At 59.1% G+C, this 19,178-nt stretch carries 16 protein-coding genes and 1 pseudogene; 11 read left to right on the top strand and 6 right to left on the bottom strand.

Features of this window, described 5'->3' with window-relative positions:
- Positions 1-44: 44 nt before the first annotated feature.
- Both GWG65_RS31460 and GWG65_RS31455 read right to left on the bottom strand, forming a co-directional pair.
- Complete coding sequence (locus GWG65_RS31460) at positions 45-542, bottom strand: GFA family protein (RefSeq protein WP_275199378.1); 498 nt, start codon at positions 540-542, stop codon at positions 45-47.
- 5 nt (positions 543-547) lie between these two features.
- Positions 548-1,975, bottom strand: coding sequence for a coniferyl aldehyde dehydrogenase (locus GWG65_RS31455; RefSeq protein WP_275199365.1), 1,428 nt, complete (start codon positions 1,973-1,975; stop codon positions 548-550).
- A gap of 97 nt (positions 1,976-2,072) precedes the next feature.
- Here GWG65_RS31455 and GWG65_RS31450 point away from each other — a divergent pair, with 97 nt between their 5' ends.
- The 6 genes from GWG65_RS31450 to GWG65_RS40515 all read left to right on the top strand — a co-directional run bounded on the left by GWG65_RS31450 (position 2,073) and on the right by GWG65_RS40515 (position 7,703).
- The gene (locus GWG65_RS31450) at positions 2,073-2,684 is read left to right on the top strand and encodes a TetR/AcrR family transcriptional regulator (RefSeq protein ID WP_275199364.1); all 612 of its coding nucleotides are present in this window, start codon (positions 2,073-2,075) and stop codon (positions 2,682-2,684) included.
- Positions 2,685-2,902: 218 nt separating this feature from the next.
- Complete coding sequence (locus tag GWG65_RS31445) at positions 2,903-3,991, top strand: class I SAM-dependent methyltransferase (RefSeq protein WP_275199363.1); 1,089 nt, start codon at positions 2,903-2,905, stop codon at positions 3,989-3,991.
- 637 nt (positions 3,992-4,628) lie between these two features.
- The gene (locus tag GWG65_RS31440; RefSeq protein WP_275199362.1) at positions 4,629-5,849 is read left to right on the top strand and encodes a thiolase family protein; all 1,221 of its coding nucleotides are present in this window, start codon (positions 4,629-4,631) and stop codon (positions 5,847-5,849) included.
- Positions 5,846-6,625, top strand: a complete 780-nt coding sequence (locus GWG65_RS31435; RefSeq protein WP_275199361.1) for a crotonase/enoyl-CoA hydratase family protein — start codon at positions 5,846-5,848, stop codon at positions 6,623-6,625. Before GWG65_RS31440 ends, GWG65_RS31435 begins: the two co-directional genes overlap by 4 nt.
- Before the next feature lie 3 nt (positions 6,626-6,628).
- Complete coding sequence (locus tag GWG65_RS31430; RefSeq protein WP_275199360.1) at positions 6,629-7,390, top strand: SDR family NAD(P)-dependent oxidoreductase; 762 nt, start codon at positions 6,629-6,631, stop codon at positions 7,388-7,390.
- Between the two features lie 85 nt (positions 7,391-7,475).
- Positions 7,476-7,703: a hypothetical protein gene (locus GWG65_RS40515; RefSeq protein ID WP_342760686.1), complete on the top strand. Its 228-nt coding sequence runs from the start codon at positions 7,476-7,478 to the stop codon at positions 7,701-7,703.
- 210 nt (positions 7,704-7,913) lie between these two features.
- Here the strand turns inward: GWG65_RS40515 and GWG65_RS31420 are convergent, their stop codons facing one another.
- Both GWG65_RS31420 and GWG65_RS31415 read right to left on the bottom strand, forming a co-directional pair.
- On the bottom strand, positions 7,914-8,642 hold the full coding sequence (locus GWG65_RS31420; RefSeq protein WP_275199358.1) for a TetR/AcrR family transcriptional regulator: 729 nt from the start codon (positions 8,640-8,642) through the stop codon (positions 7,914-7,916).
- 491 nt (positions 8,643-9,133) lie between these two features.
- On the bottom strand, positions 9,134-9,799 hold the full coding sequence (locus GWG65_RS31415; RefSeq protein WP_275199357.1) for a TetR/AcrR family transcriptional regulator: 666 nt from the start codon (positions 9,797-9,799) through the stop codon (positions 9,134-9,136).
- A 269-nt stretch (positions 9,800-10,068) separates the two neighbouring features.
- Here GWG65_RS31415 and GWG65_RS31410 point away from each other — a divergent pair, with 269 nt between their 5' ends.
- The 5 genes and pseudogenes from GWG65_RS31410 to GWG65_RS31390 all read left to right on the top strand — a co-directional run bounded on the left by GWG65_RS31410 (position 10,069) and on the right by GWG65_RS31390 (position 17,382).
- The gene (locus tag GWG65_RS31410) at positions 10,069-10,905 is read left to right on the top strand and encodes an FAD binding domain-containing protein (protein WP_275199356.1); all 837 of its coding nucleotides are present in this window, start codon (positions 10,069-10,071) and stop codon (positions 10,903-10,905) included.
- Between the two features lie 22 nt (positions 10,906-10,927).
- Positions 10,928-13,873, top strand: a complete 2,946-nt coding sequence (locus tag GWG65_RS31405) for a molybdopterin-dependent oxidoreductase (protein WP_275199355.1) — start codon at positions 10,928-10,930, stop codon at positions 13,871-13,873.
- Positions 13,870-14,676, top strand: coding sequence for an N-acyl homoserine lactonase family protein (locus GWG65_RS31400; protein WP_342760685.1), 807 nt, complete (start codon positions 13,870-13,872; stop codon positions 14,674-14,676). Before GWG65_RS31405 ends, GWG65_RS31400 begins: the two co-directional genes overlap by 4 nt.
- 89 nt (positions 14,677-14,765) lie before the next feature.
- Positions 14,766-15,308, top strand: a pseudogene (locus GWG65_RS31395) (SDR family oxidoreductase); the annotation flags it as partial.
- Between the two features lie 58 nt (positions 15,309-15,366).
- Complete coding sequence (locus tag GWG65_RS31390) at positions 15,367-17,382, top strand: alpha-ketoacid dehydrogenase subunit alpha/beta (protein WP_275199353.1); 2,016 nt, start codon at positions 15,367-15,369, stop codon at positions 17,380-17,382.
- 170 nt (positions 17,383-17,552) lie between these two features.
- On the opposite strand, the gene GWG65_RS31385 is transcribed toward GWG65_RS31390, so the two are convergent.
- The gene (locus tag GWG65_RS31385; protein WP_275199352.1) at positions 17,553-18,398 is read right to left on the bottom strand and encodes a universal stress protein; all 846 of its coding nucleotides are present in this window, start codon (positions 18,396-18,398) and stop codon (positions 17,553-17,555) included.
- A gap of 30 nt (positions 18,399-18,428) precedes the next feature.
- On the bottom strand, positions 18,429-19,106 hold the full coding sequence (locus GWG65_RS31380) for a TetR/AcrR family transcriptional regulator (protein WP_275199351.1): 678 nt from the start codon (positions 19,104-19,106) through the stop codon (positions 18,429-18,431).
- Positions 19,107-19,178: the final 72 nt, after the last annotated feature.

The raw sequence follows: 19,178 nt of genomic DNA, 5'->3' as shown, positions 1-19,178 counted from the left end.
CCGACACCATCCCGTGAATGCCACTCGTTAGATCGACTTGCCATTCACAAGCCGCTCATGATCATTTTCCCGACCGCCAACAGGCTCGGGAAATAGCCGCTGTATTTGGGCAAGCTGCCGGGCATGTCCAGCACACGACGGTGATAGAATATATCCATCCGAACCGGCGGCAGCCGGGCCTCGGGCTCGAAATTGCTGGCCGGGATGAACATCACCTTGAACGGCCCGACGCCCGCGACCTCCACAACCGGCTTGCCGCAAGTTCGGCAGACCCCGCGATTGAAGTTCGGCGGCGGACGGTATTTCCTGAATGAGATATTGGCGGCGTTCTTCAGCACGACATCCTTGGCGCGAACGGCGATCACATCCGCGAACGGTTTGCCGTTGAACGCCTGGCAGATCAGGCAGTGGCACCGGAATCTGCCCTTTGGCGCAGTATGCACCTCGAACGAGCAGGCGCCACATTCGCATGAACCGCGTAGCGGCGGCGACGTGTGGGTGGTCATGTGCTGATGCTCCTGAGCTCGACTTGATGACGCCATGCCGATCACCGGAGCATCACGTTGAGGATGGCATCGATCGGCTTTCTGAACGGGGCACGCAGAAGGTTGGAGAGGTTCCAGTGGCCCTGCTCGTAGATCCCCTTGGCGTGGCTGAAGGTACGGAAGCCCTCGACGCCATGGTAAGCGCCCATGCCGCTGGGACCGACGCCGCCGAAAGGCAAGTCATCCTGGGCGATGTGCATGATCGTGCCGTTGATCGTGACGTTGCCGGAGGTCGTTCGGCTCAGCACCTTGCGCCGGTCTTCGTCATCGGCACCGAAATAGTAGAGCGCGAGCGGCCGGGGCCGGGCGTTTACATAGGCGATCGCTTCTTCTATGTCGCGGTAGGGAAAGATCGGCAGGACCGGGCCGAAGATTTCCTCGTGAGCGATGCGCATGTCGCCGGTGACACCGAGCACCACGGTTGGCGCGACCGTGTTGGGGCGACGGATTGCATCGCCGGGCCCGTTGCCGACCTCGACGATCTGCGCTCCTTTGGAGCGAGCGTCGTCGATCAGACCCTGAAGCCGGGCATAGTGCCGCTCGTTGATGATCGAGGTGTAATGCTCACTCGTCGGACCATCAGGATAAAAGGACGCCGCCTTCCGGTGATATGCCGTGACGAATGCGTCGACGTCGCTTTCGTGGACGAGTGCATAATCCGGGGCGATGCAGGTTTGTCCGGCGCTGAGCAGCTTTCCGTAGACAATCGCCGCCGCCGCCCGGTCGAGGGCGTGGCCCTTCGCAACGATGCTCGGCGACTTGCCCCCGAGTTCGAGGGTAACGGGAACGAGGTTGTCGCTTGCGGCCTTCATCACCGAGCGCCCTACTGCTGTGCTCCCAGTGAAGACCAGGTGGTCGAACGGCAAGGCCGTGAAGCCGGCCCCCACGGCCGCATCGCCAGTGACGATCGCGAACTGATCTTCAGAGAATATCTCGCCGAGCATTTCAACGAGCAGCGCATTGGTGGCGGGCGTGAACTCCGAGGGTTTCAGCATGACTCTGTTTCCGGCGGCGATGGCTGTGATAGCTGGCATCAGCGACAGGTTGACCGGGTAGTTCCACGGCGACATCACGCCGACGACGCCAAGCGGCTGGTATTCGATGCGGGCGTTGCCTATCCGCATGTGCAGCGCGACATGGCGGCGGCTCGGCGCCATGAATTTGCGAAGATTGCGGATCAGATACTTCGTACCTTCGGCGACGCCTCCCACCTCCATGATTGCCGTCTCGTACTTCGAGCGATGGCCGAAATCGGCATTGATGGCATCTTCGATGGCTTTGCGGTGCGCGATGAGCGTGGCCCTGAACCTGGACAGGTCAGCGCGTCGCTGCGCCAGCGGAGGCGCTCCGTCGCGCAGGAAGGCAGCACGCTGGCGGGCGAGAAGCCTGCCAGGCCGATCAGCATCGGTGACTTTTGCGACAGCGTTCATGGTTCACTCCGATGTAGACAGGAGAAACTTACGCCCTTGACATAGGCGCCTAAGTAGCCATTGTCAACAATGTATACACAAGAAACTTCGAGGTACCATGCAGGACGCACCCAGCCGGCCCTATCACCACGGTGATCTCCGTCGGGCGGTTATCGAGACGGCGTTGGATATGCTTCGGGACGAGAAGGGCTGGCAGTTCACGCTGCGGGAAGTCGCCCGCCGAGCTGGTGTAAGCCACGCGGCACCCTACAAGCATTTTCCGGACAAGGCCGCGCTGCTTGCAGAACTCGCCATGATTGGGTTCGACCGGTTGCGGGAATCTCTATCGGCGGCGAAGCCCACAGCGCCCAAATCTTTGCGCGACGAACTTACCAAGGTAGCTCGTGCCTACGTCGCATTCGGAACGGACAACCCGGCTCTCTACCGCCTGATGTACAGCGCGGAGGAGGGGCAAGCGGTGGGCATACATCTCGATGAGCGGGCGCTGGCGGTCTTCGACGTTCTCCTCGAAATCCTCCGCCGCGGCCAGGACGCGGGGAGCATTCGCAAGCGGCCGATAGAAGGACAGGCCGCGGCCGGCTGGGGGCTCATCCACGGAATGACCATGCTTGCGATCGATGGGCTGTTGGTATCAGAGAAGGTGGGATCGGCCCCGTTGGATGCGGCATTGAGCACGTTGGTGGAAGGACTTGGGAACCCAGCGACATGACACTAGCTGCGCATGCATAATATTCGCTCGTGGCGCAAAGCGGCCCTACGCCGCTTCATTTGCCAATCCTTCGGAATGAAGCAGCTCCATGCGGCGAGCGGAAAAGGTCGCGTCGTGGAATTCATGATGCACCCGCGGGGCTGATGGGACCAGAAATTCGTGGCTGAGGGCCGGCCGGTGGCGCTGCGTTTCACGGCAAATAAATTAGCGAGGAGATCATGACCGACCACGTGCAGGATGACGCAACGCGCAAGTCTGGAGATGCCGCGCGGCAATACGCGAACATGATTTGGCAATATCGGCAGGCAGAAACGATTGCTGCGATGATTCATGTCGGAGACAAGCTCGGTCTCTTCAAGGCGATGGCCGATGCCGGTCCTCTGTCAGCTGACGAGCTGGCTGCAAAAACCGGGTTGCATCCGCGTTGGCTGCTCGAGTGGATGAGGCTGCAGGCGGCCGCGCGGGTTCTTGCCTATTGCGGCGACGACCGCTTCGAACTGCCGCGCGAGGCGAGCGATCTGCTCGCCAACGGCGAGGCATCAGGATTTGCTGCCAGCAGCTTTGTGGGCGGGCATCCGTCCGGCCAGCTTGCCGGGTTGATGGAATCATTCAGGACCGGCATCGGCAAAACCTACGAATCCGATGGTATGGCAGCTGTCACCAAGAGCGAGGGTCGCCATCGTATCGCGGCCGAAAGGTCCGTGATCCCGAAAATGATACCGGCACTTGAGGGTGTGGCCGGCAAGCTCGAAAACGGCGCCCTGGTTGCGGATATCGGTTGTGGGGACGGTGCGCTGGTGATCGCCTTGGCCAAGGCGTATCCGCGTTCGATTTTTCACGCGATGGACCCGAGCCGGTTTGCGGTCGAGCACGTCGCGGTGCGGGCGGTCGAGACCGAGCTGACGAATCTCCGCGTGTTTGTGGCACCTGCCGAGCGCTTCCCCCTGCCGGAGCAATATGACCTGATCATCACGTTCGACTGCATGCATGACATGACGCAGCCCCAGGCGGCGATCGCCGAGATTTATCGCCGGCTCGCGGACGATGGAACGTGGTTCATCAAGGACATCCGCAGCAAGCCGAAATTCGAGGACAACCTTCGCAATCCGATGCTTGCCATGATGTATGGGTTCTCGCTTTTTACCTGCATGGCGTCAGCGATGTCGGAGCCGGGTGGCGCGGGACTTGGTACGTTGGGGTTCAACCCCGACGTAGCCGAGCGCATGAGTCGCAAGGCAGGATTCACGCGTTTCAAGCTCCACGATTTCCGCGATCCCGGAAATCTCTACTATGAAGTGCGGCGATGAGGCTCGTACGATAGATTGTTGAGAGAGTGTAGGAACTGGTACAGCATCAGCCACCGGCACGATCGATCCGTTAGCGATTAGCTGCATCTTCATGATCAATGCTGGTTATGGCTCCCTCCAATTTGCTGTTCAGTTTCGCGAGCGGGGCGATCTCTTCCAATTACTGGTCCGCGTCTCGTCGTGTTGTCGCGCCCGTTGAAGTGTACGCGTCACGGGCATCGATGCGGTTTATATCGTAAACATTTTCGTTTACAATGTACACATTAAGCGATATCACCCGTCTGAAGGCGGCCGCGTAGCTGCACAATCGAGAGGGCGAAGGTGCGATGCTGCTGGCATCCATGGATTTCTAATTGCGAGGCTATTTGCGCGTCGGGGCAGGGCGGCGGTCTATTGCATTCAGGCGATCTTAACATGCCGCTGCGGAACGGTGGGAGGTCCTATATCGACGCCGGTCGGCCTCTCAGCATCGGCCATCCTGCAGAACGAGCCGCCATCCCTCGATGCGGGCGAGCTCACCGACAACACATCAATCAATCCGCCGTTCTGACCCGTCGCAGCACGGACGTTGAGCGCCTCTACGACGGCAGGCCAGACCCTGCGGTTATTATGTATTCCGTTTAAGGAGAAAGACGAGATGTATCTGAGCTTTGATGACGTGTGGCTGGTGGGCGGGGCAAGGACGCCGTTCGCCGATTACAATGGCGCGCTTCGGGATAATTCCGCGACGGATCTTGGTATCGTGGCGGCAAAAGGGGCGTTGCAGCGTACAGATGTCTCACCGGATCTGATCGACGTGACAGTAACGGGGAGCGTCGCGCAGACGAGTGTGGATTCATACTATTTGTCGCGGCATATCGCGCTGTACTCAGGCGTCGGAGTCGAAAAGCCCGCGCTGACCGTGAACCGCATTTGTTGCTCAGGTTTCGAGGCGGTGTCGCAAGCTGCATCCGCGGTTCAGAGTGGCGCCCGCGCCGCGCTTGCGGTCGGAACGGAGTCGATGTCGCGAAATCCGATAGTTGCTTATGGCATGCGATCCGGCTTCCGGCTCGGCGACGTCAAGTTCTATGATTCGCTCTGGGAAACGCTGCGCGATCCAGCTCCGAATGTCGTCATGGGACAGACTGCGGAAAACCTCGCGCAACGTTATCAGCTCAGCCGAGCTGAGGTTGATGAATTCGCGGCGGATAGTTTTGCAAGAGCAGTGGCCGCGCAATCTAAGGGATACTTTAAAAGCGAGATCGTTGCATTCCGCGCCGAAACGCATCAACTCGAAGGTTATGCCGAGCGGCGCACCGTGCTGCCCCGAGGTGTGACCGAGCACGCGATCGACGATCATATTCGCGAGACGAAGCTGGAACAGCTCGCGCAGCTCAAGCCTTCGTTTAAGGGCGTGCAAACCGCCGGAAACTCTTCGGCAATCGTTGATGGTGCCGCCGCGGTCGTCGTCGCGTCGGGCAAGCTCGCGCAAGGCGAAGGTATAAAGAAGCTGGCGAAAATTGTGTCGGTGGCGGTCGAGGGTGTGCCGCCTGAAGTGATGGGCATTGGGCCTGCGCCGGCAATCCGCGCGCTGCTGGAGCGCAGCGGCCTTTCTATTGCCAGCATCGGATGCATAGAGGTGAACGAGGCGTTCGGCGCGCAGGCTCTTGCTGTAGAGCGTGAACTGGGAATCGACCACGAACGCTACAATCCCAACGGGGGCGCCATCGCTATCGGGCATCCGCTCGGCGCAACCGGCGTGCGCTGCACGCTGACGGCAGCGCGCGAGGCTGAGAAGCGTGGAGAGCGCTACGCCATCGCCGCAGCCTGTGCAGGTGGCGGGCAGGGCATGGCGATTCTGCTGGATTTACGCGGATGAGTGGTCTGAAGGATCATATCCACACGCAGGTGGATGGGGCGGTGTTGCATGTCGATCTTCGACGGCCGACCAAGCACAACGCCATCAATGATGCGATGATCGCGCGCCTGAACGATATCTGGCTAAATATCCCGTCAGGCGTCCGCGTGGTCCTGCTGACTGCCGAGGGGCAGAGCTTCTGTGCGGGGCTCGATCTGTCGGAGCAGGTGGCGCGATCGCCATTCGACGCTGTCCACCATTCTCGAAGCTGGCATGACTGCTTCCGACGGATGGAACGGAGGGGCATTCCGATCGTCGCAGCCTTGAAGGGTCCCGTAATTGGAGGTGGTCTCGAACTCGCGCTTGTCGCCCATGTGCGGGTAGCGTGTCCCTCGGCCTACTATGCGCTGCCGGAGACAAAGCACGGCTTCTTTGTGGGCGGCGGGGCGTCGGTCCGCGCATCGCGGATCATCGGCGTCTCTCGCATGCAGGAAATGATGCTGACGTGCCGGGTGTTCGGCTCGTCGGAAGGCCAGAGCCTCGGCCTGTCCCACTATCTCTCGGAGATGGGAAAAGCTGAAGAGAAGGCCATGGAGCTTGCGCGCAAGATCGCCACTAATTCGCCTGAAACGAATTTCGCGATCACAGTCGCGCTGCCTCATATCGCCGATATGAGCGCCGACGACGGCTTTTTTACCGAAGCCGTCATGGAGGGCGTGATTCAATCCTCGCCAAGTCTGATGGAAGGACTCGCCGGATTTCTGTCCGGTCGTCAAAAAACAAAACTCGGAGAATAGGACATGAATATCGACGGGCGCACGGTGATCGTGACAGGCGGAGCATCGGGCCTCGGAGCTGCGGCAGCCGAGCATTTGGCCGCGCAGGGAGCTCACCTGGTGATTGCGGACAAGGCCGAGGAGAGGGGCCGTGAGCTTGCAAAGAAGATCGACGGAATATTTATTAGAACGGACGTGACATCGGAAGATGATGCCGTTGCCTGCGTCAAAGTCGCTACCGAAACGTTCGGCGCGGTCCACGCTTTGGTGAACTGCGCTGGTGTCGCCGATGGCGAGCGCGTGTTGGGCAAACGCGGCCCGGCGTCGCTCACGCTGTTTCAGCGCGTCATCCACATCAATCTGATCGGCACGTTCAACATGCTTCGTGTCGCTGCCAACGCTATGCGTACCAACGAACCAGACGAGGACGGCGAGCGTGGCGTCATTATCGGAACGGCGTCTGTCGCAGCGTTCGATGGCCAGATCGGTCAAGCCGCCTATTCGGCATCCAAGGCCGGCATCGCGGGAATGACCCTTCCCATCGCCCGTGACCTTGCAAAAAGCGGAATCCGAATGGTGACGATTGCGCCGGGGCTTTTCGAAACGCCCATGATGAGCGGTGTACCAGAAAAGGTACAGGACGGTCTGCGGCAGATGATGATCTTTCCGCAACGTTTCGGCCGGCCGCGGGAATACGGTCTTCTGGTGGGGGATATCATCAGCAACGTCATGATCAATGGCGAAACTATTCGTCTCGACGGAGGCGTCCGTCTGTCCGCGAAGTAATGCAAGGTTGTCCTAGCCTTCGTATGGAGTAGCGTTGCGCCAGCTCAAATAACGGAAGGCGTCGTCAAACGGCGTTCTGACGGATATGTCCGGGGTGTACTCCGATCCAACCGCTCCCGGATCAGTCTGGGCGGCCAAGAAAGCGATCGAAGACTTCAATCTTCGGTCCGAAGGCATGAAGGTTGAAATGATCTTCGCCGATCACCAGAATAAGCCGGATTTCGCCACCAACTCGCGCGTCAGTGGTACTACAAGCTCGCACCACGGTTCCCGCAAACGAGGCATTCCGGCCCCGGAAACTGTCTTCTGCTGACCAAAAACTAAACGCCGGATCACGTGGCATAGCCATTGGCATTTTCGCAAACCTCCCGGCCGCCCTCGCAGCGGCCGAGCTCACGCCGCTCTTTGAGCGGCGTCCTTTTTTCGAGACATGCAACGTGATCGCCGCGTTCGATCTAGGAATGGTGCGCGCCCCTTGCCCTGTAGTTTGTCATTTTATGCAACGCAGGGAAAGTGCGACTTGTCACTTGTCTTGTTTCGGTTTGGAGCGGCGGCGACGGCCGAGCTTCTTTTCCTCATCCCCTCCGTTGGAACTGATCAATCCAACGGCGGCTGCCAAAGCGGGGCGCCGGAGCGTCGTGAGCTCCTGTTCAGGAAAGAGTCCCTTAAGAAGCGATATGATGGTTGGCCGAAGCAAATCTTCGATGGTCAGGCCAAAGCCGTGTTTCTTTGCGATGTGTAATGCGACCAATCCGTGCAGGCATTGCCAGATGATATGCGCGCTCTCCAGGACTTGGCGGGACTCGACCGGCTTGTCGAGCAAGTCGGCTGTGACTTGGAGCTGAAGATCGAATGATCGCGTCTTTGAGAAGGCTTCCTTGCCTTCCCGTTCAAGGACGATGTCATATTGGGCCTTCGGCCAGCGGTCGAAGATAAAGCGGTAATCTCGTGAGGCGTCTCGCGCGAAGCCGGCGTACGCGTAGAAATACGTGACAAACCGTTGAAGGGGGGTCGTTCCTCCACAGACGGCCCGCTCAAGGTAGTTCGCGAAATTTTCGAAGACGCGTGCCCGAATCTCCACAAAAATCTCGTCCTTGGAGGTAAAGTGGCGATAGGGCATCATAGAGCTTACTCCAAGCTCGTTACCGATGGTCCGCATGGTGACGGCTTCCAGTCCGCCCTCCGCGTAAAGGCGCATGGCCGCCTGGCACACGCGCTCGCGTCCTCCGTCTTCTATCGCTCGCTTCTTCACTTGCGCAGGTCCACCATTTCAGATCCGAGTTGCGGAATATCTTAAGCGAAATCGGCGGCTTAAGCATTGAATAATAAGGCTTCTTCGGAAAGAGCAGCTATGAACCTCAAATGCTAGTTTTGCGGATTGACGCAATCCCGATTCCAAGGTCTTCGGTCTCGAGTACTCTGCGCCGGAGGTGCTTGCCGCCATCATCAACCCGCCAATGAGCTGCATTCTAGCGGTCGGCTCCGGTGAGTGACGTCCAGTCGTGCGCGGCGACGATATCGTGCCAGCTACGGTGATGACATGCACTCTCTCGGTGGACATCCGTCGGTCCATGGGGCGTCCGTGCACAATACCTCGCGGCGTGCAAGGCTCTCCTCAAGCAGCTATTCCGGCCTTTGCTTTGAGTGGCCTCGCCAGATCGATCGCAGGAACCGCGTAAGCGCAACTTTTTCTGGGCGTCGTTGCCGCCCTTGTGCTTAGTCAGGTACGGGGTAGACGGTATCTTACGATTGTTTCAGAACTTCCTTTGCGCCGATGAAGTGCGCCTTGACCCGCGCCCCGATGAACTCGCCACTACTGTCGCCGACGGGCAAAAGATATATCCACTGGCGAATGCTGACGTAGACCAGACTGCCGTGGAGCGCCCAGGCGAGTTCAAGGCTGAGCGCGTGAGTTGATGAGTTCTTTTGAGCTGTTTTTCCGAGTGCGAAGCGCTCGGTGTCAGCAGCCAATCGTTCCACAAGCGGCAGAACGATTCGGTCAAGATACCGCATCGTGACGCCCTGTTCATGCAACGCCAGCGAAAAGAAGACCCTGATCCACGTGCGATCGAAAAGTTGAGGAAAATACTCACTGTAAAATTGGCTCCAGCGCTCGATCATATTCTCGGTTGGGGCGCTCTGCATATCGCGAATTGCACCTACGAAACGCCCTTCAAATACGCGTTGCACCGCGGCCTCGATCAATTCCTCCTTTGAGCCGAAGTATTTGAAGAGCAGGGGGTGGCTGAGACCGATCCGTTCGGCGAGGTCACGCGTATTAAAGGTGATCCCATTTTCGGTGATGATTGAGACAGCGGCGGCAACAATCTGTTCCCGGCGCGCAACAGGATCGAGACGCATACGCGTCTTGGCCTTTGCGTCGCCAATTCCTGTCACCCGTTTGTTCATCGTGATGCCTACCGTCGATTCCCCGCGAAAACGATCTTACCCCGTTTTTCAACAAATCGTTATTGACCACCTGATCACCAGCATCTATAACCCAAGTGAGCAGTTGGTCATTAGCAATGGATTGATAATAATCCGCAGCGGAGGACCCTGAAAACAACAATAAAATCGTTTCTGCCGAAATCGGCATCGGTAAGGGAGGTATGCAATGTCAACACCCGCGGTAGCCTCAACGACGCAGTTTGCCACGCAAAACGTGACAGGGGTCCCTCATGCGACCCGCTGAATTTGACTTTGTCCGCGCCGCGAACGTCGCGGAAGCTCTCGGGTATCTACAGTACGGATCGCCGATCGCAGGCGGGCAGAGCCTGCTGCGCGACATGCGTCAGCGTCAATTGTCACCCCGCCGACTGGTCGATATCTCGCATATTGATGAACTCGATTATATCAATATGGACGGCGATGTCCTTGTCGTTGGTGCCACAACAAAACTTGCTGCCATTGCGGCCAGCCCGCTTGTAAAGGACAAATGCGACGCGCTGCATCAGGCCGCGGGCTTCATCGGTGACGTTCAGATACGCAATCGCGGCACCGCAGCGGGAAACATTTGCGGCACCTGGTCGCCGGCTGGCTGGTCCGTAGACATCGGTGTCGTCCTTGCGGCAAGCAAGGGTGAAGTGGTTGTAAGGAGCGTGTCGGGTGAGCGACGCATCGATGGCGCCGAATTCGTGGCGGCAGAAAAGTCACCGATCGAGGTGAGCGAACTCATCACGGAGCTGCGTTTCGGTGCGGCCGACAAGTCGGCCTATGTTCGCCTGTCGCGCCGAACCGCAGACGCCAGCATTGGCAGCGCAGCGGCTTTTGTGACGCGCAAGAGCGGGAGGCTCGAACTGGGCTTAGCTCTTGGTCAAGTGCATCGTCGGATCGTTCGAGCTACCGCAGTAGAAGCCGCAGTCGCGTCACACGGCATCGACGATCTCGCGACGGATCTGGCGCTGGCGGAGTTGGCGCGCACGGTTTCGCCGCCGGATACGGCGCACGCGAACAGCGAATATCGGCGTTCCATCCTTCCGGTCATCGCCAAGCGCGCCATTCGCGCCGCGCTGTAGTCAAGCCGTCAAGGGACTAGCCATGAACATTATCGCGAATCCAAAGAAGACCGCAGGTACTGCCGCCGCCAAATCTCCGATGGCCAAGATTGCCCTTACCGTCAATGGTGAAGGCTATGAAGCCGAGGTTCCGTCGCGTACGCTTCTGGTGGATTTCATCCGCCAGGGGCTACAGCTGACGGGGACCCATACCGGATGCGATGACGGTCGCTGCGGCGCATGCACTGTTCACGTTGATGGCGAGCCGACCAAATCCTGCATGGTGCTGGCCGCTCAGGTGGACGGATGCTCGATCGAAACAGTCGAAAGCATCGGAACACCAGAACAGCTCAGCCCGCTGCAAAGGGCTTTCAAACAGCATCACGGACTTCAATGCGGCTACTGCACGCCCGGTATGCTGATGTCAGCGAAGGACTTGCTGAAACGCAATCCAAGCCCGACAGAGGCCGAGGTTCGGCACGCGATTGCGGGCAACATCTGCCGCTGCACAGGATATCACAATATCGTCGAGGCTATCATGGCCGGTGCCGCGGAGATGCGCGGCGAGAAAGTTGCTCCGGCCGAGCACAAGCATCATCAGCCCGGCGGCGGAAAGGACACCTGGGTCGGCAAGCGGATTGAACGCTCGCAGGACGCTCGCCTGTTGACCGGGTACGGACAATATGCCGCCGATCTTGCGCCCTCGAATTCACTGCATTGCGCGATCCTGCGAAGTCCCCATGCTCACGCACGAATCAAGAAAATCGACGTCTCGAAGGCCCTCGCTCTTCCTGGTGTGATCGATATCATCACGGGCAGCGATGTAAAACGAGACTACAAGCCGCTTCCGCCAACCATCAATATCGCGATGCGGCTCAATACTTGTTACGCCATCGCCGTTGATAAGGTCGTTTATAACGGTGAGCCGGTCGCCGCGATAGCCGCTACGGACCCCTACATCGCCGAAGACGCGCTTGAGGCAATCGAGGTCGAGTACGAGCTGTTGAAGCCGGTGCTTGAGCCCAGCGATGCCTTGGCGAAAGACGCGCCGCTGCTCTACGAAGATTGGCAGGATAACAAGTGCCTCGAATACCGCTTTGCCTCGCACGGCGATCTTCGCGGGGCGATCGACGGCTCGGCTCACAAGGTGAAACTGACGGTGCCGCATCATCGCTACACGGCGGTACCGCTGGAAGGCCGCGTGACGCTGGCCGCTTGGGATCGGGGTGCCAAGAAGCTCACGGTCACGATGTCCACGCAGGCCGTGCATCAATCGCGCACGCTTTTGGCGCAAGGTCTCGGACTTCCTGAAGCCAGCGTCCACGTCATCACCAAGGATGTCGGCGGTGGGTTCGGCTTGAAACTTCAGGTCGATGGCGAGATTATCCCCTGCATGTTGGCCCTCCGGACCGGAAAGCCCGTCCTTTGGGTGGAGACACGCGAAGAAAATCTTCTATCCGGGATTCACTCCCGCGACTACGTGCTCGAGATGGAAGGCGGCTTCGACGCCGACGGAAGGTTCACCGCGCTCAAGGTGGACATCGTCGGGAATTGCGGGTGCGACGGCACCAACCGTTCGTCCGGAGCTGGCCAGCTTCTGGTCGGCGCTTTTTACTTCCAGGGCAATTACCAGCTCCCGATTTATGAAACCAACGTTCTCGGCGTCGTTACAAATAAAGCGCCTTATGGTGCCTATCGCGGATATGGCAAGGACATCGCCAACCTCGGCATCGAGCGGTTCATGGAGGCGGCTGCCAAGCAAATCGGCATCGATTCCAACGAACTACGGCGCCGCAACTTCATCGAGAAAGAGCAGTTCCCCTACGAAATCCTGACCGGCGCAATCTATGACAGCGGCGACTATCGCACGATCCTGTCCATGGCCGAAGAAGCCATGAATGTCCCGGAATTCCGGACGCGCCAGGAGGAGGCGCGCAAGGAAGGAAGGTATCTCGGCCTTGGTTTTGCGATGGTGTTGGAGCCAGCGGGTGGCTCGGTGCCGAACTGTATCTTCAACGCGCATGAGACGACCACAATCCGGATGATGCCGGAAGGCGATTTTCTGGTGCTGACTGGCATGCAGGAGATCGGACAAGGTATCGAAACATCGTACGCCCAGGTTGTCGCCGACCAGCTTAAGGTCTCGCCGGAGAATATCCGTATCATCTGCGGCAATACCGAAACCGTCCCCTACGGGCTCGGCGCCTGGTCAAGCCGGGGGTCCAGCTTCGGCGTGTCGTCCGCCGTCGAATGCGCCAAAAAGCTGGTTGCCAAGTTGCAGGCGATGGCTGGCAATATGCTGGGCGGTCAATTCAACGACGTCACGCATGTTGAAGGTGGCTTCGAGGCGGGCGGGAAAAAAATAACCTATCGCGAGATTGGTAACGGCGTGACCTTGTGGCCGGGACCGTTGGTCACCGTTCCGGTTGGCACCGATCCGAACCTTGAAGCCACCCATACCTGGACGCATTCCAAGGCCCGCTGGATTCCAAGCGACGTCGGCTCGTTGTCGATTTACACCAACCATTCGAGTTGCTGCTACGCCTGCGAAGTTGAAGTCGATGTCGAAACCGGAAAGATATCCGTTAACCGCATCTACGCGGCACACGACAGCGGTGTGGTGGTCAATCCCATGATCGTGGATGGGCAAGTCCATGGCGGTGTGGTGCAAGGCATCGGCGGCGTTCTCAATGAAGAACTTCGCTACGACGCCGATGGCCGTCTAATGAACAAGAGCCTCTGGACCTACCTGCTGCCGCAGGCTCCAGACGTTCCGAAAATCGAGGTTGGCCATTGGGAGAGCCCGTCGCCCTTCACGTCGATCGGCTCGAAGGGATGCGGTGAAGGCGGCCCGGTTGGCGTGCCGCCTGCGGTGATGAATGCGGTCGAAGATGCCCTGAAACCGTTCGGTGTCGAATTGAGTGTCACCCCGCTTTCGCCCGAGCGCGTCTTGTCCCTAATAAAGAAGGCGCAGGAGAAGGCAGTGTGAGCAAGGCGGTTTACAAGATCGTGCCGCTTCGTCTCGGCGAAGCGGAGGTCGGGAAAGTGCTTGACGCTTTCTGGAGCCTGACCAAGTCGTCGGGACCCATCACGGTCCCGATCCTCGCGTTTCTCGTGCTCGGCGGACCTCATCCGATCCTGGTCGACGCAGGGATGCGCAGCGCCGAACGGGCGATGTCCGTGCATCGCCTCGGTCCGCACCGTGTTCCGATCGGGCAATCGCTGCCGGAAGCGTTGGCACTTCACGGGTTGAAACCAGCGGACATAGGAACCTGCATTCTGACACATCTGCACTACGATCACGCCGGCGGATGCGAAGCCCTGCCGAATGCGCGCTTCATCGTGCAACGATCCGAATTGGCTGCGGCGGCCGCACCAATGGGACCTAAGATTCTCGAGTTCGGATCGAGAGAGCTTTTTTACGACCGTCTCGATGTTGCGGCTCTTGTCCACACGTTGTGGGATCAGGTGGACTTGATCGAAGGTGACGAAGAAATCCTCGAAGGCATCGATTGCGTGCTCTACGCGAATACGCACACGCCGGGGAGCCAAGCGGTCTATGTCCGCACGGCGCAAGGTGTCGTCGCCATCGTTGGGGACATCGTGCGCAAGGTCGACGCCAACATCGACACCGGGATACCTGCCGGCCTCTTCTACGATCTTGAATCCATGATGCGGGCCATGAAGGACATCAAGAAGCGCGCCGACATCATCTGGCCGACCCACGATCCGGTTGTGCTCGAACCGATCAGGGAGGACGATTTCCTGCCTTTGCGTTCGTTCAAAACGTAAAGCGATCGACAGAGTCGACGATGATTCCGCGCGGGGTTTGGTCGAAAGGCCCTCAGTTACGGGCTTGACGTTTCGAAGCCGCCGAGGTCAAGCGCTTTGCGGAGAGGGTCCATGGTGAGTGTGGTCGGGTCGATATCCTGATCAACAATGCCGGTGTATATCCGATGGAAGCCTTTGACGACAGCAGCTTTGAGGATTGGAAACGCATCTTCGAAATCAATGTCGATTCACAGTTTCTAATGGCAAAGGTCTTCGTTCCCGGCATGAAGAGCGCCGGCTACGGCAAGATCGTCAACCTGGCATCGACCGTGTTCTGGCTGAAAATCGAGAGTTTCGTTCACTACGTCTCGTCAAAGGCCGCGAATATCGGTTTTACCCCCGCACTTTCCGCGGAACTCGGTGGTGACGGGATCACGGTCGATGCGATTGCCCCGAGCCTCGTCAGAGCGGGTTCGACCGAGAATGGACCGCTCTCCCAGATGTTCGAGGCGCTACCCAACATCTTGCAATCGATCAAGCGCCTGCAGGTGCCTGGTGATCTGACTGGGGCAGCGCTTTTTCTTTCTTCAGACGATTCGGCCTTCATGACGGGCCAAGTGCTCGTCGTTGACGGCGGCATGATTCGACATTGATAGACCCTCTAGCCGGCGACTCATCGCCGGCCAGACAATCCATTCAAGGAGAGCTGAGATGAATGCGCCAGCAACCAAAAAGTCCATCATCCCGTCTACGGAGGCAAATTTTGCCCGCGAGATGCTGGGCCGGATTGCATATATCCGCGCATTCGAGACCAAAGCGTTTTCGCTGACGCAGGTGAATCCGCCCCGCGTGATGGGGTCGATGCATTTCTGCGCGGGTCAGGAGGCCGTGCCGCTTGGTGCGATGGCTGCGCTAGGAGACGATGACCAGGTGATCTGCACGTATCGCGGTCATGGATGGGCCATTGCGTCTGGGCTCGATGCGCGTTCAGTCATGGGTGAGATCTGCCAGCGTGCCGAAGGCGTCAATGGCGGTCGAGCAGGATCGGCATATCTGATGGCGCCAGACACGCGATTCATCGGTGAGAATTCGATCGTCGGCGCTGGCACCACAATGGCTTGCGGTGTGGCAATGGCCAATCTCGCCAGGAAGAACGGCCGCGTCGTCGTCGTGACGATCGGCGACGGGGCAATGAACCAAGGTGCGGTCCATGAAGCCTTCGCCTTTGCCGCGGCACGAAAACTTCCAGTCATCTTCGTCGTAGAAAACAACGGCTGGGCTGAATTGACGCCAACAAGCGATATGGTGAAGGTCGAACGACTTGCGCAACGCGCGAGCGGCTATGGAATTCCGTCCGGAACGATCGACGGTACAGATCCGATCGTTGTTCGGGACAGCTTCACACTCGCCGCCGAACGCGCCCGGAAAGGCGAAGGCCCGAGCCTGCTCGAATGCCGCGTTCCGCGGTTGTGGGGCCACTACAGCCGAGACATCGAGCACTATCGCCCGAAAGCGGATCGCCAAGCAGCGGCAGACATCGACCCGATCACGCAATTGAGCAAACGGCTCGTCGAATCGAAGATTATGAACGATGCACAGATCGCGGAACTGATTGCAGTACAAACAGCGCGTGTTGAGGAAATGACCGAGTCCTTGATGGCATCAGCGTTGCCCGATCCGGCAACCGCGCAACATCATGTTGTGGCTTCACTTACAACCAAAGCCATACCCAAAGTCGTCGAGACCAAGGAGTTGAGCTATATCGACGCAGTGAATGCGGCGCTGCGCGCGGAACTTGAATCCGATCCGACGACGCTTGTCTACGGAGAAGATGTCGGCAAGGCCGGAGGCATTTTTGGTGGTAGCCGATACCTTCAACGCGACTTTGGCGAGGACCGTGTCTTCGACACCCCGATTGCAGAAAACGCCATCCTCGGTTCAGCAGTTGGGTCAGCTTTGTCTGGAATGAAACCAATCGTCGAGATCATGTGGGCCGACTTTGTATTTGTCGCACTCGATCAGCTTGTCAATCAAGCCGCCAACATTCGTTATATCACGGGTGGCAAGTCGCATGTCCCGATAGTGGTCCGCATGCAGCAGGGCGCGACGCCTGGCTCCTGTGCCCAGCACTCGCAGTCGATTGAAGGAATATTAGCGCACGTTCCTGGCCTAAAGGTCGCACTTGCGGCCACTGGGGCCGATGCTTACGCACTCATTCGTGCGGCTGCTGCGGATCCCGACCCTTGCGTCGTGATCGAGGCTCGTGGGCTTTATCAAACAAAGGGTCCCGTCGACCTTACTGATGGTGCGGAGACCGTTGGGAAAGCTCATCTGCGGCGGGAAGGAAAAGACATAGCGATTATTACGTGGGGAACGATGGTGTCCCACGCGCTAACCGCAGCAGAAGTGCTGGCAAAAGAGGGAATTGAAGCATCGGTGCTTGATTTGCGTTGGCTCAACCCGCTCGACGAGGGCGCGCTGTCGCAAGTTGTTCGAGCAGCTAATGGAAGGATTCTCGTCGTTCACGAAGCGGTCAGGACCGGAGGATTTGGCGCGGAAATCATTGTGCGCGTTCTGGAGCTTGTTGGCGACATAATGCCGATTATCGCTCGTCGGCTCACGACCCCCGATGTCAGGATGCCAGCTGCCCCCGAGCTTCAAGCCGTGCTGATTCCAACTGCCAGGACAATCGCTGATGCGGCGCGGGCTATTGCTGACACGCGATGACAGCTAGATGCACGCTAACCATCTTTCCGGAGCGGGTTTCTGGCTGACGAACGAAATTTCTCAGGAGCGTTGATACGTTTCGCACGCGGCGCAAAGCCGACATTGCGATCTTCCATATCCCCGCAGGCAAAAATGGCTTATCCCCGCGCGGCTCTCAGGTGGTAACTCGCTCAACGTGACACCAGCAGCGGAACAGGCGCCAGTTTCAGCAACGTCCGGGTTACGCCGCCGAACAGCATCTCGACAGAGCGGGGGTGGCTGTAGGCGCCAATGACGATCAGATCCATGCCGTGATCTTTCGCAAAGGTCAGGATAATGTCGGCAACCCGAGCGCCTTGCGACAACACCTGCTCTACTTCGACGCGGGCACCGTGTCGCGCGAGATATAGCGCAATGTCAGCACCGGGCTCCTCGCCGTGCCGGCCGGCCCTCTCCTCCGAATCGACAACCAATAGCGTCACGGAAGAGGCCGCCACGAGGAAGGGGAGCGCGTCAGCGACTGCGCGCCGGGCCTCGCGGCTGGCGTTCCAGCCGACCAGTATCTTGTTGCCGATAGACTCGGATTTCCAGCCGGTCGGTATGACAAGAATGGGAGAGCCGCTGGCGAGCAGGAGCTTTTCGGGAGATGCGTAGCCTTTCAGCTCTTGCAGCTCACGTTGACCGATCACCACGAGATCGGAATGAAGCGAGCTGAGAGCAAGATCTTCGTCAGGTCCACCTCGACGGATCACCCGGAACTCTGCGCTGAGATCGCGCTTCGCTGAAATGGCTTCGAAGCGCTGGCGGACATTGGAGGTCGCGGCCTCGTCGGCCGCTTTCCGCTCGGTGAGCAAGGCTTGGATCGCCTTCTTGCCAATCACGTAGTAATCGGATCGATCTTCTGGGCGAACTGCGGATACGACGTGAATCCCAGCAAGGTGGGCACCGCACTGGTGGGCGAGCGCAGCTGCATAGTCGATCCGCTTCTCTCCTTCGGATGTCGCGTCGACGAAGACCCCAATGTTTTTCAAAGTCATGGCGTTCTCCCCTGCGGGCAATTTCTGACATTAGTCAGCGTGTCGCGAAGCTTGGCTTGCCGACACGGATTGGCTCAACATGGCGTCTGCGATCAGCTGGCTCACGGCCTCGCGCGTGGAGCCGGCGTACCTGTCCCGGCAGGACCGGACGACGTCCGGCTCCACCAGGGCACAGGCGGCCGCCTTCACGCGCCGGGCTTCCTGCTCGGCATCATCTGCCAGCCTGAACTCTCCGGATGCGCTCGCTGCGGAGAGTATCTTGGTGATGTGGCGAACGAGGCGCGCATCATAGTGAGTGTAGCAGGGCCATTGCTCCGCCGTGGCGTCCGCAAGCAACTGGCTGACCCGCGGTTCACGATCGGCGAAGATCGTCAGCGCCGTGTTCAAGCCGGCGAGAAAGCCGCTGAGCCGATCGCGCGCCGAATGGCTGTTGCAGATTGCGCAACCCAGCGCTGCGCGTGCGGTCTCGCGCAGGTAGTGCGCCGCAAGCGCATTGAGGATCGCTCGGCGGCTCGAAAAATACCGATAGACGTTGGCAGCGGAGAAGCCGCAGGCGTCGGCCACGTCCGCCACGGTGATTTTGCGATGGCCGTAGATTCTGAGCAGCCGTTCGGTCTCGCGGAGGATGCGTGTGGCATTTTCCCGAGTGGTGCAGTGCAAGGCACCGTATAGCCGTGGGCTCACACCCGGCTTGTCGGCAGCTTCCACTGACGAGGATCGAACTGGCCGGGGATTTTGGCGGGCGGCGAAACCGCGCGTGGTCGCCAACTCTGGCCCTGC

The organism is Bradyrhizobium sp. CSA207, from assembly GCF_029051685.1.
GTDB lineage: Bacteria > Pseudomonadota > Alphaproteobacteria > Rhizobiales > Xanthobacteraceae > Bradyrhizobium.
The sequence above is the reverse complement of the archived record's forward strand: the minus strand, read 5'-3'. Positions and strand labels throughout refer to the sequence as shown.

Coding starts and splice junctions, on each gene's coding strand:
- GWG65_RS31460 (WP_275199378.1), bottom strand. CDS start 542: ATGGCGTCATCAAGTCGAGCTCAGGAGCATCAGCACATGACCACCCAC.
- GWG65_RS31455 (WP_275199365.1), bottom strand. CDS start 1,975: ATGAACGCTGTCGCAAAAGTCACCGATGCTGATCGGCCTGGCAGGCTT.
- GWG65_RS31450 (WP_275199364.1), top strand. CDS start 2,073: ATGCAGGACGCACCCAGCCGGCCCTATCACCACGGTGATCTCCGTCGG.
- GWG65_RS31445 (WP_275199363.1), top strand. CDS start 2,903: ATGACCGACCACGTGCAGGATGACGCAACGCGCAAGTCTGGAGATGCC.
- GWG65_RS31440 (WP_275199362.1), top strand. CDS start 4,629: ATGTATCTGAGCTTTGATGACGTGTGGCTGGTGGGCGGGGCAAGGACG.
- GWG65_RS31435 (WP_275199361.1), top strand. CDS start 5,846: ATGAGTGGTCTGAAGGATCATATCCACACGCAGGTGGATGGGGCGGTG.
- GWG65_RS31430 (WP_275199360.1), top strand. CDS start 6,629: ATGAATATCGACGGGCGCACGGTGATCGTGACAGGCGGAGCATCGGGC.
- GWG65_RS40515 (WP_342760686.1), top strand. CDS start 7,476: ATGTCCGGGGTGTACTCCGATCCAACCGCTCCCGGATCAGTCTGGGCG.
- GWG65_RS31415 (WP_275199357.1), bottom strand. CDS start 9,799: ATGAACAAACGGGTGACAGGAATTGGCGACGCAAAGGCCAAGACGCGT.
- GWG65_RS31410 (WP_275199356.1), top strand. CDS start 10,069: ATGCGACCCGCTGAATTTGACTTTGTCCGCGCCGCGAACGTCGCGGAA.
- GWG65_RS31405 (WP_275199355.1), top strand. CDS start 10,928: ATGAACATTATCGCGAATCCAAAGAAGACCGCAGGTACTGCCGCCGCC.
- GWG65_RS31390 (WP_275199353.1), top strand. CDS start 15,367: ATGAATGCGCCAGCAACCAAAAAGTCCATCATCCCGTCTACGGAGGCA.
- GWG65_RS31385 (WP_275199352.1), bottom strand. CDS start 18,398: ATGACTTTGAAAAACATTGGGGTCTTCGTCGACGCGACATCCGAAGGA.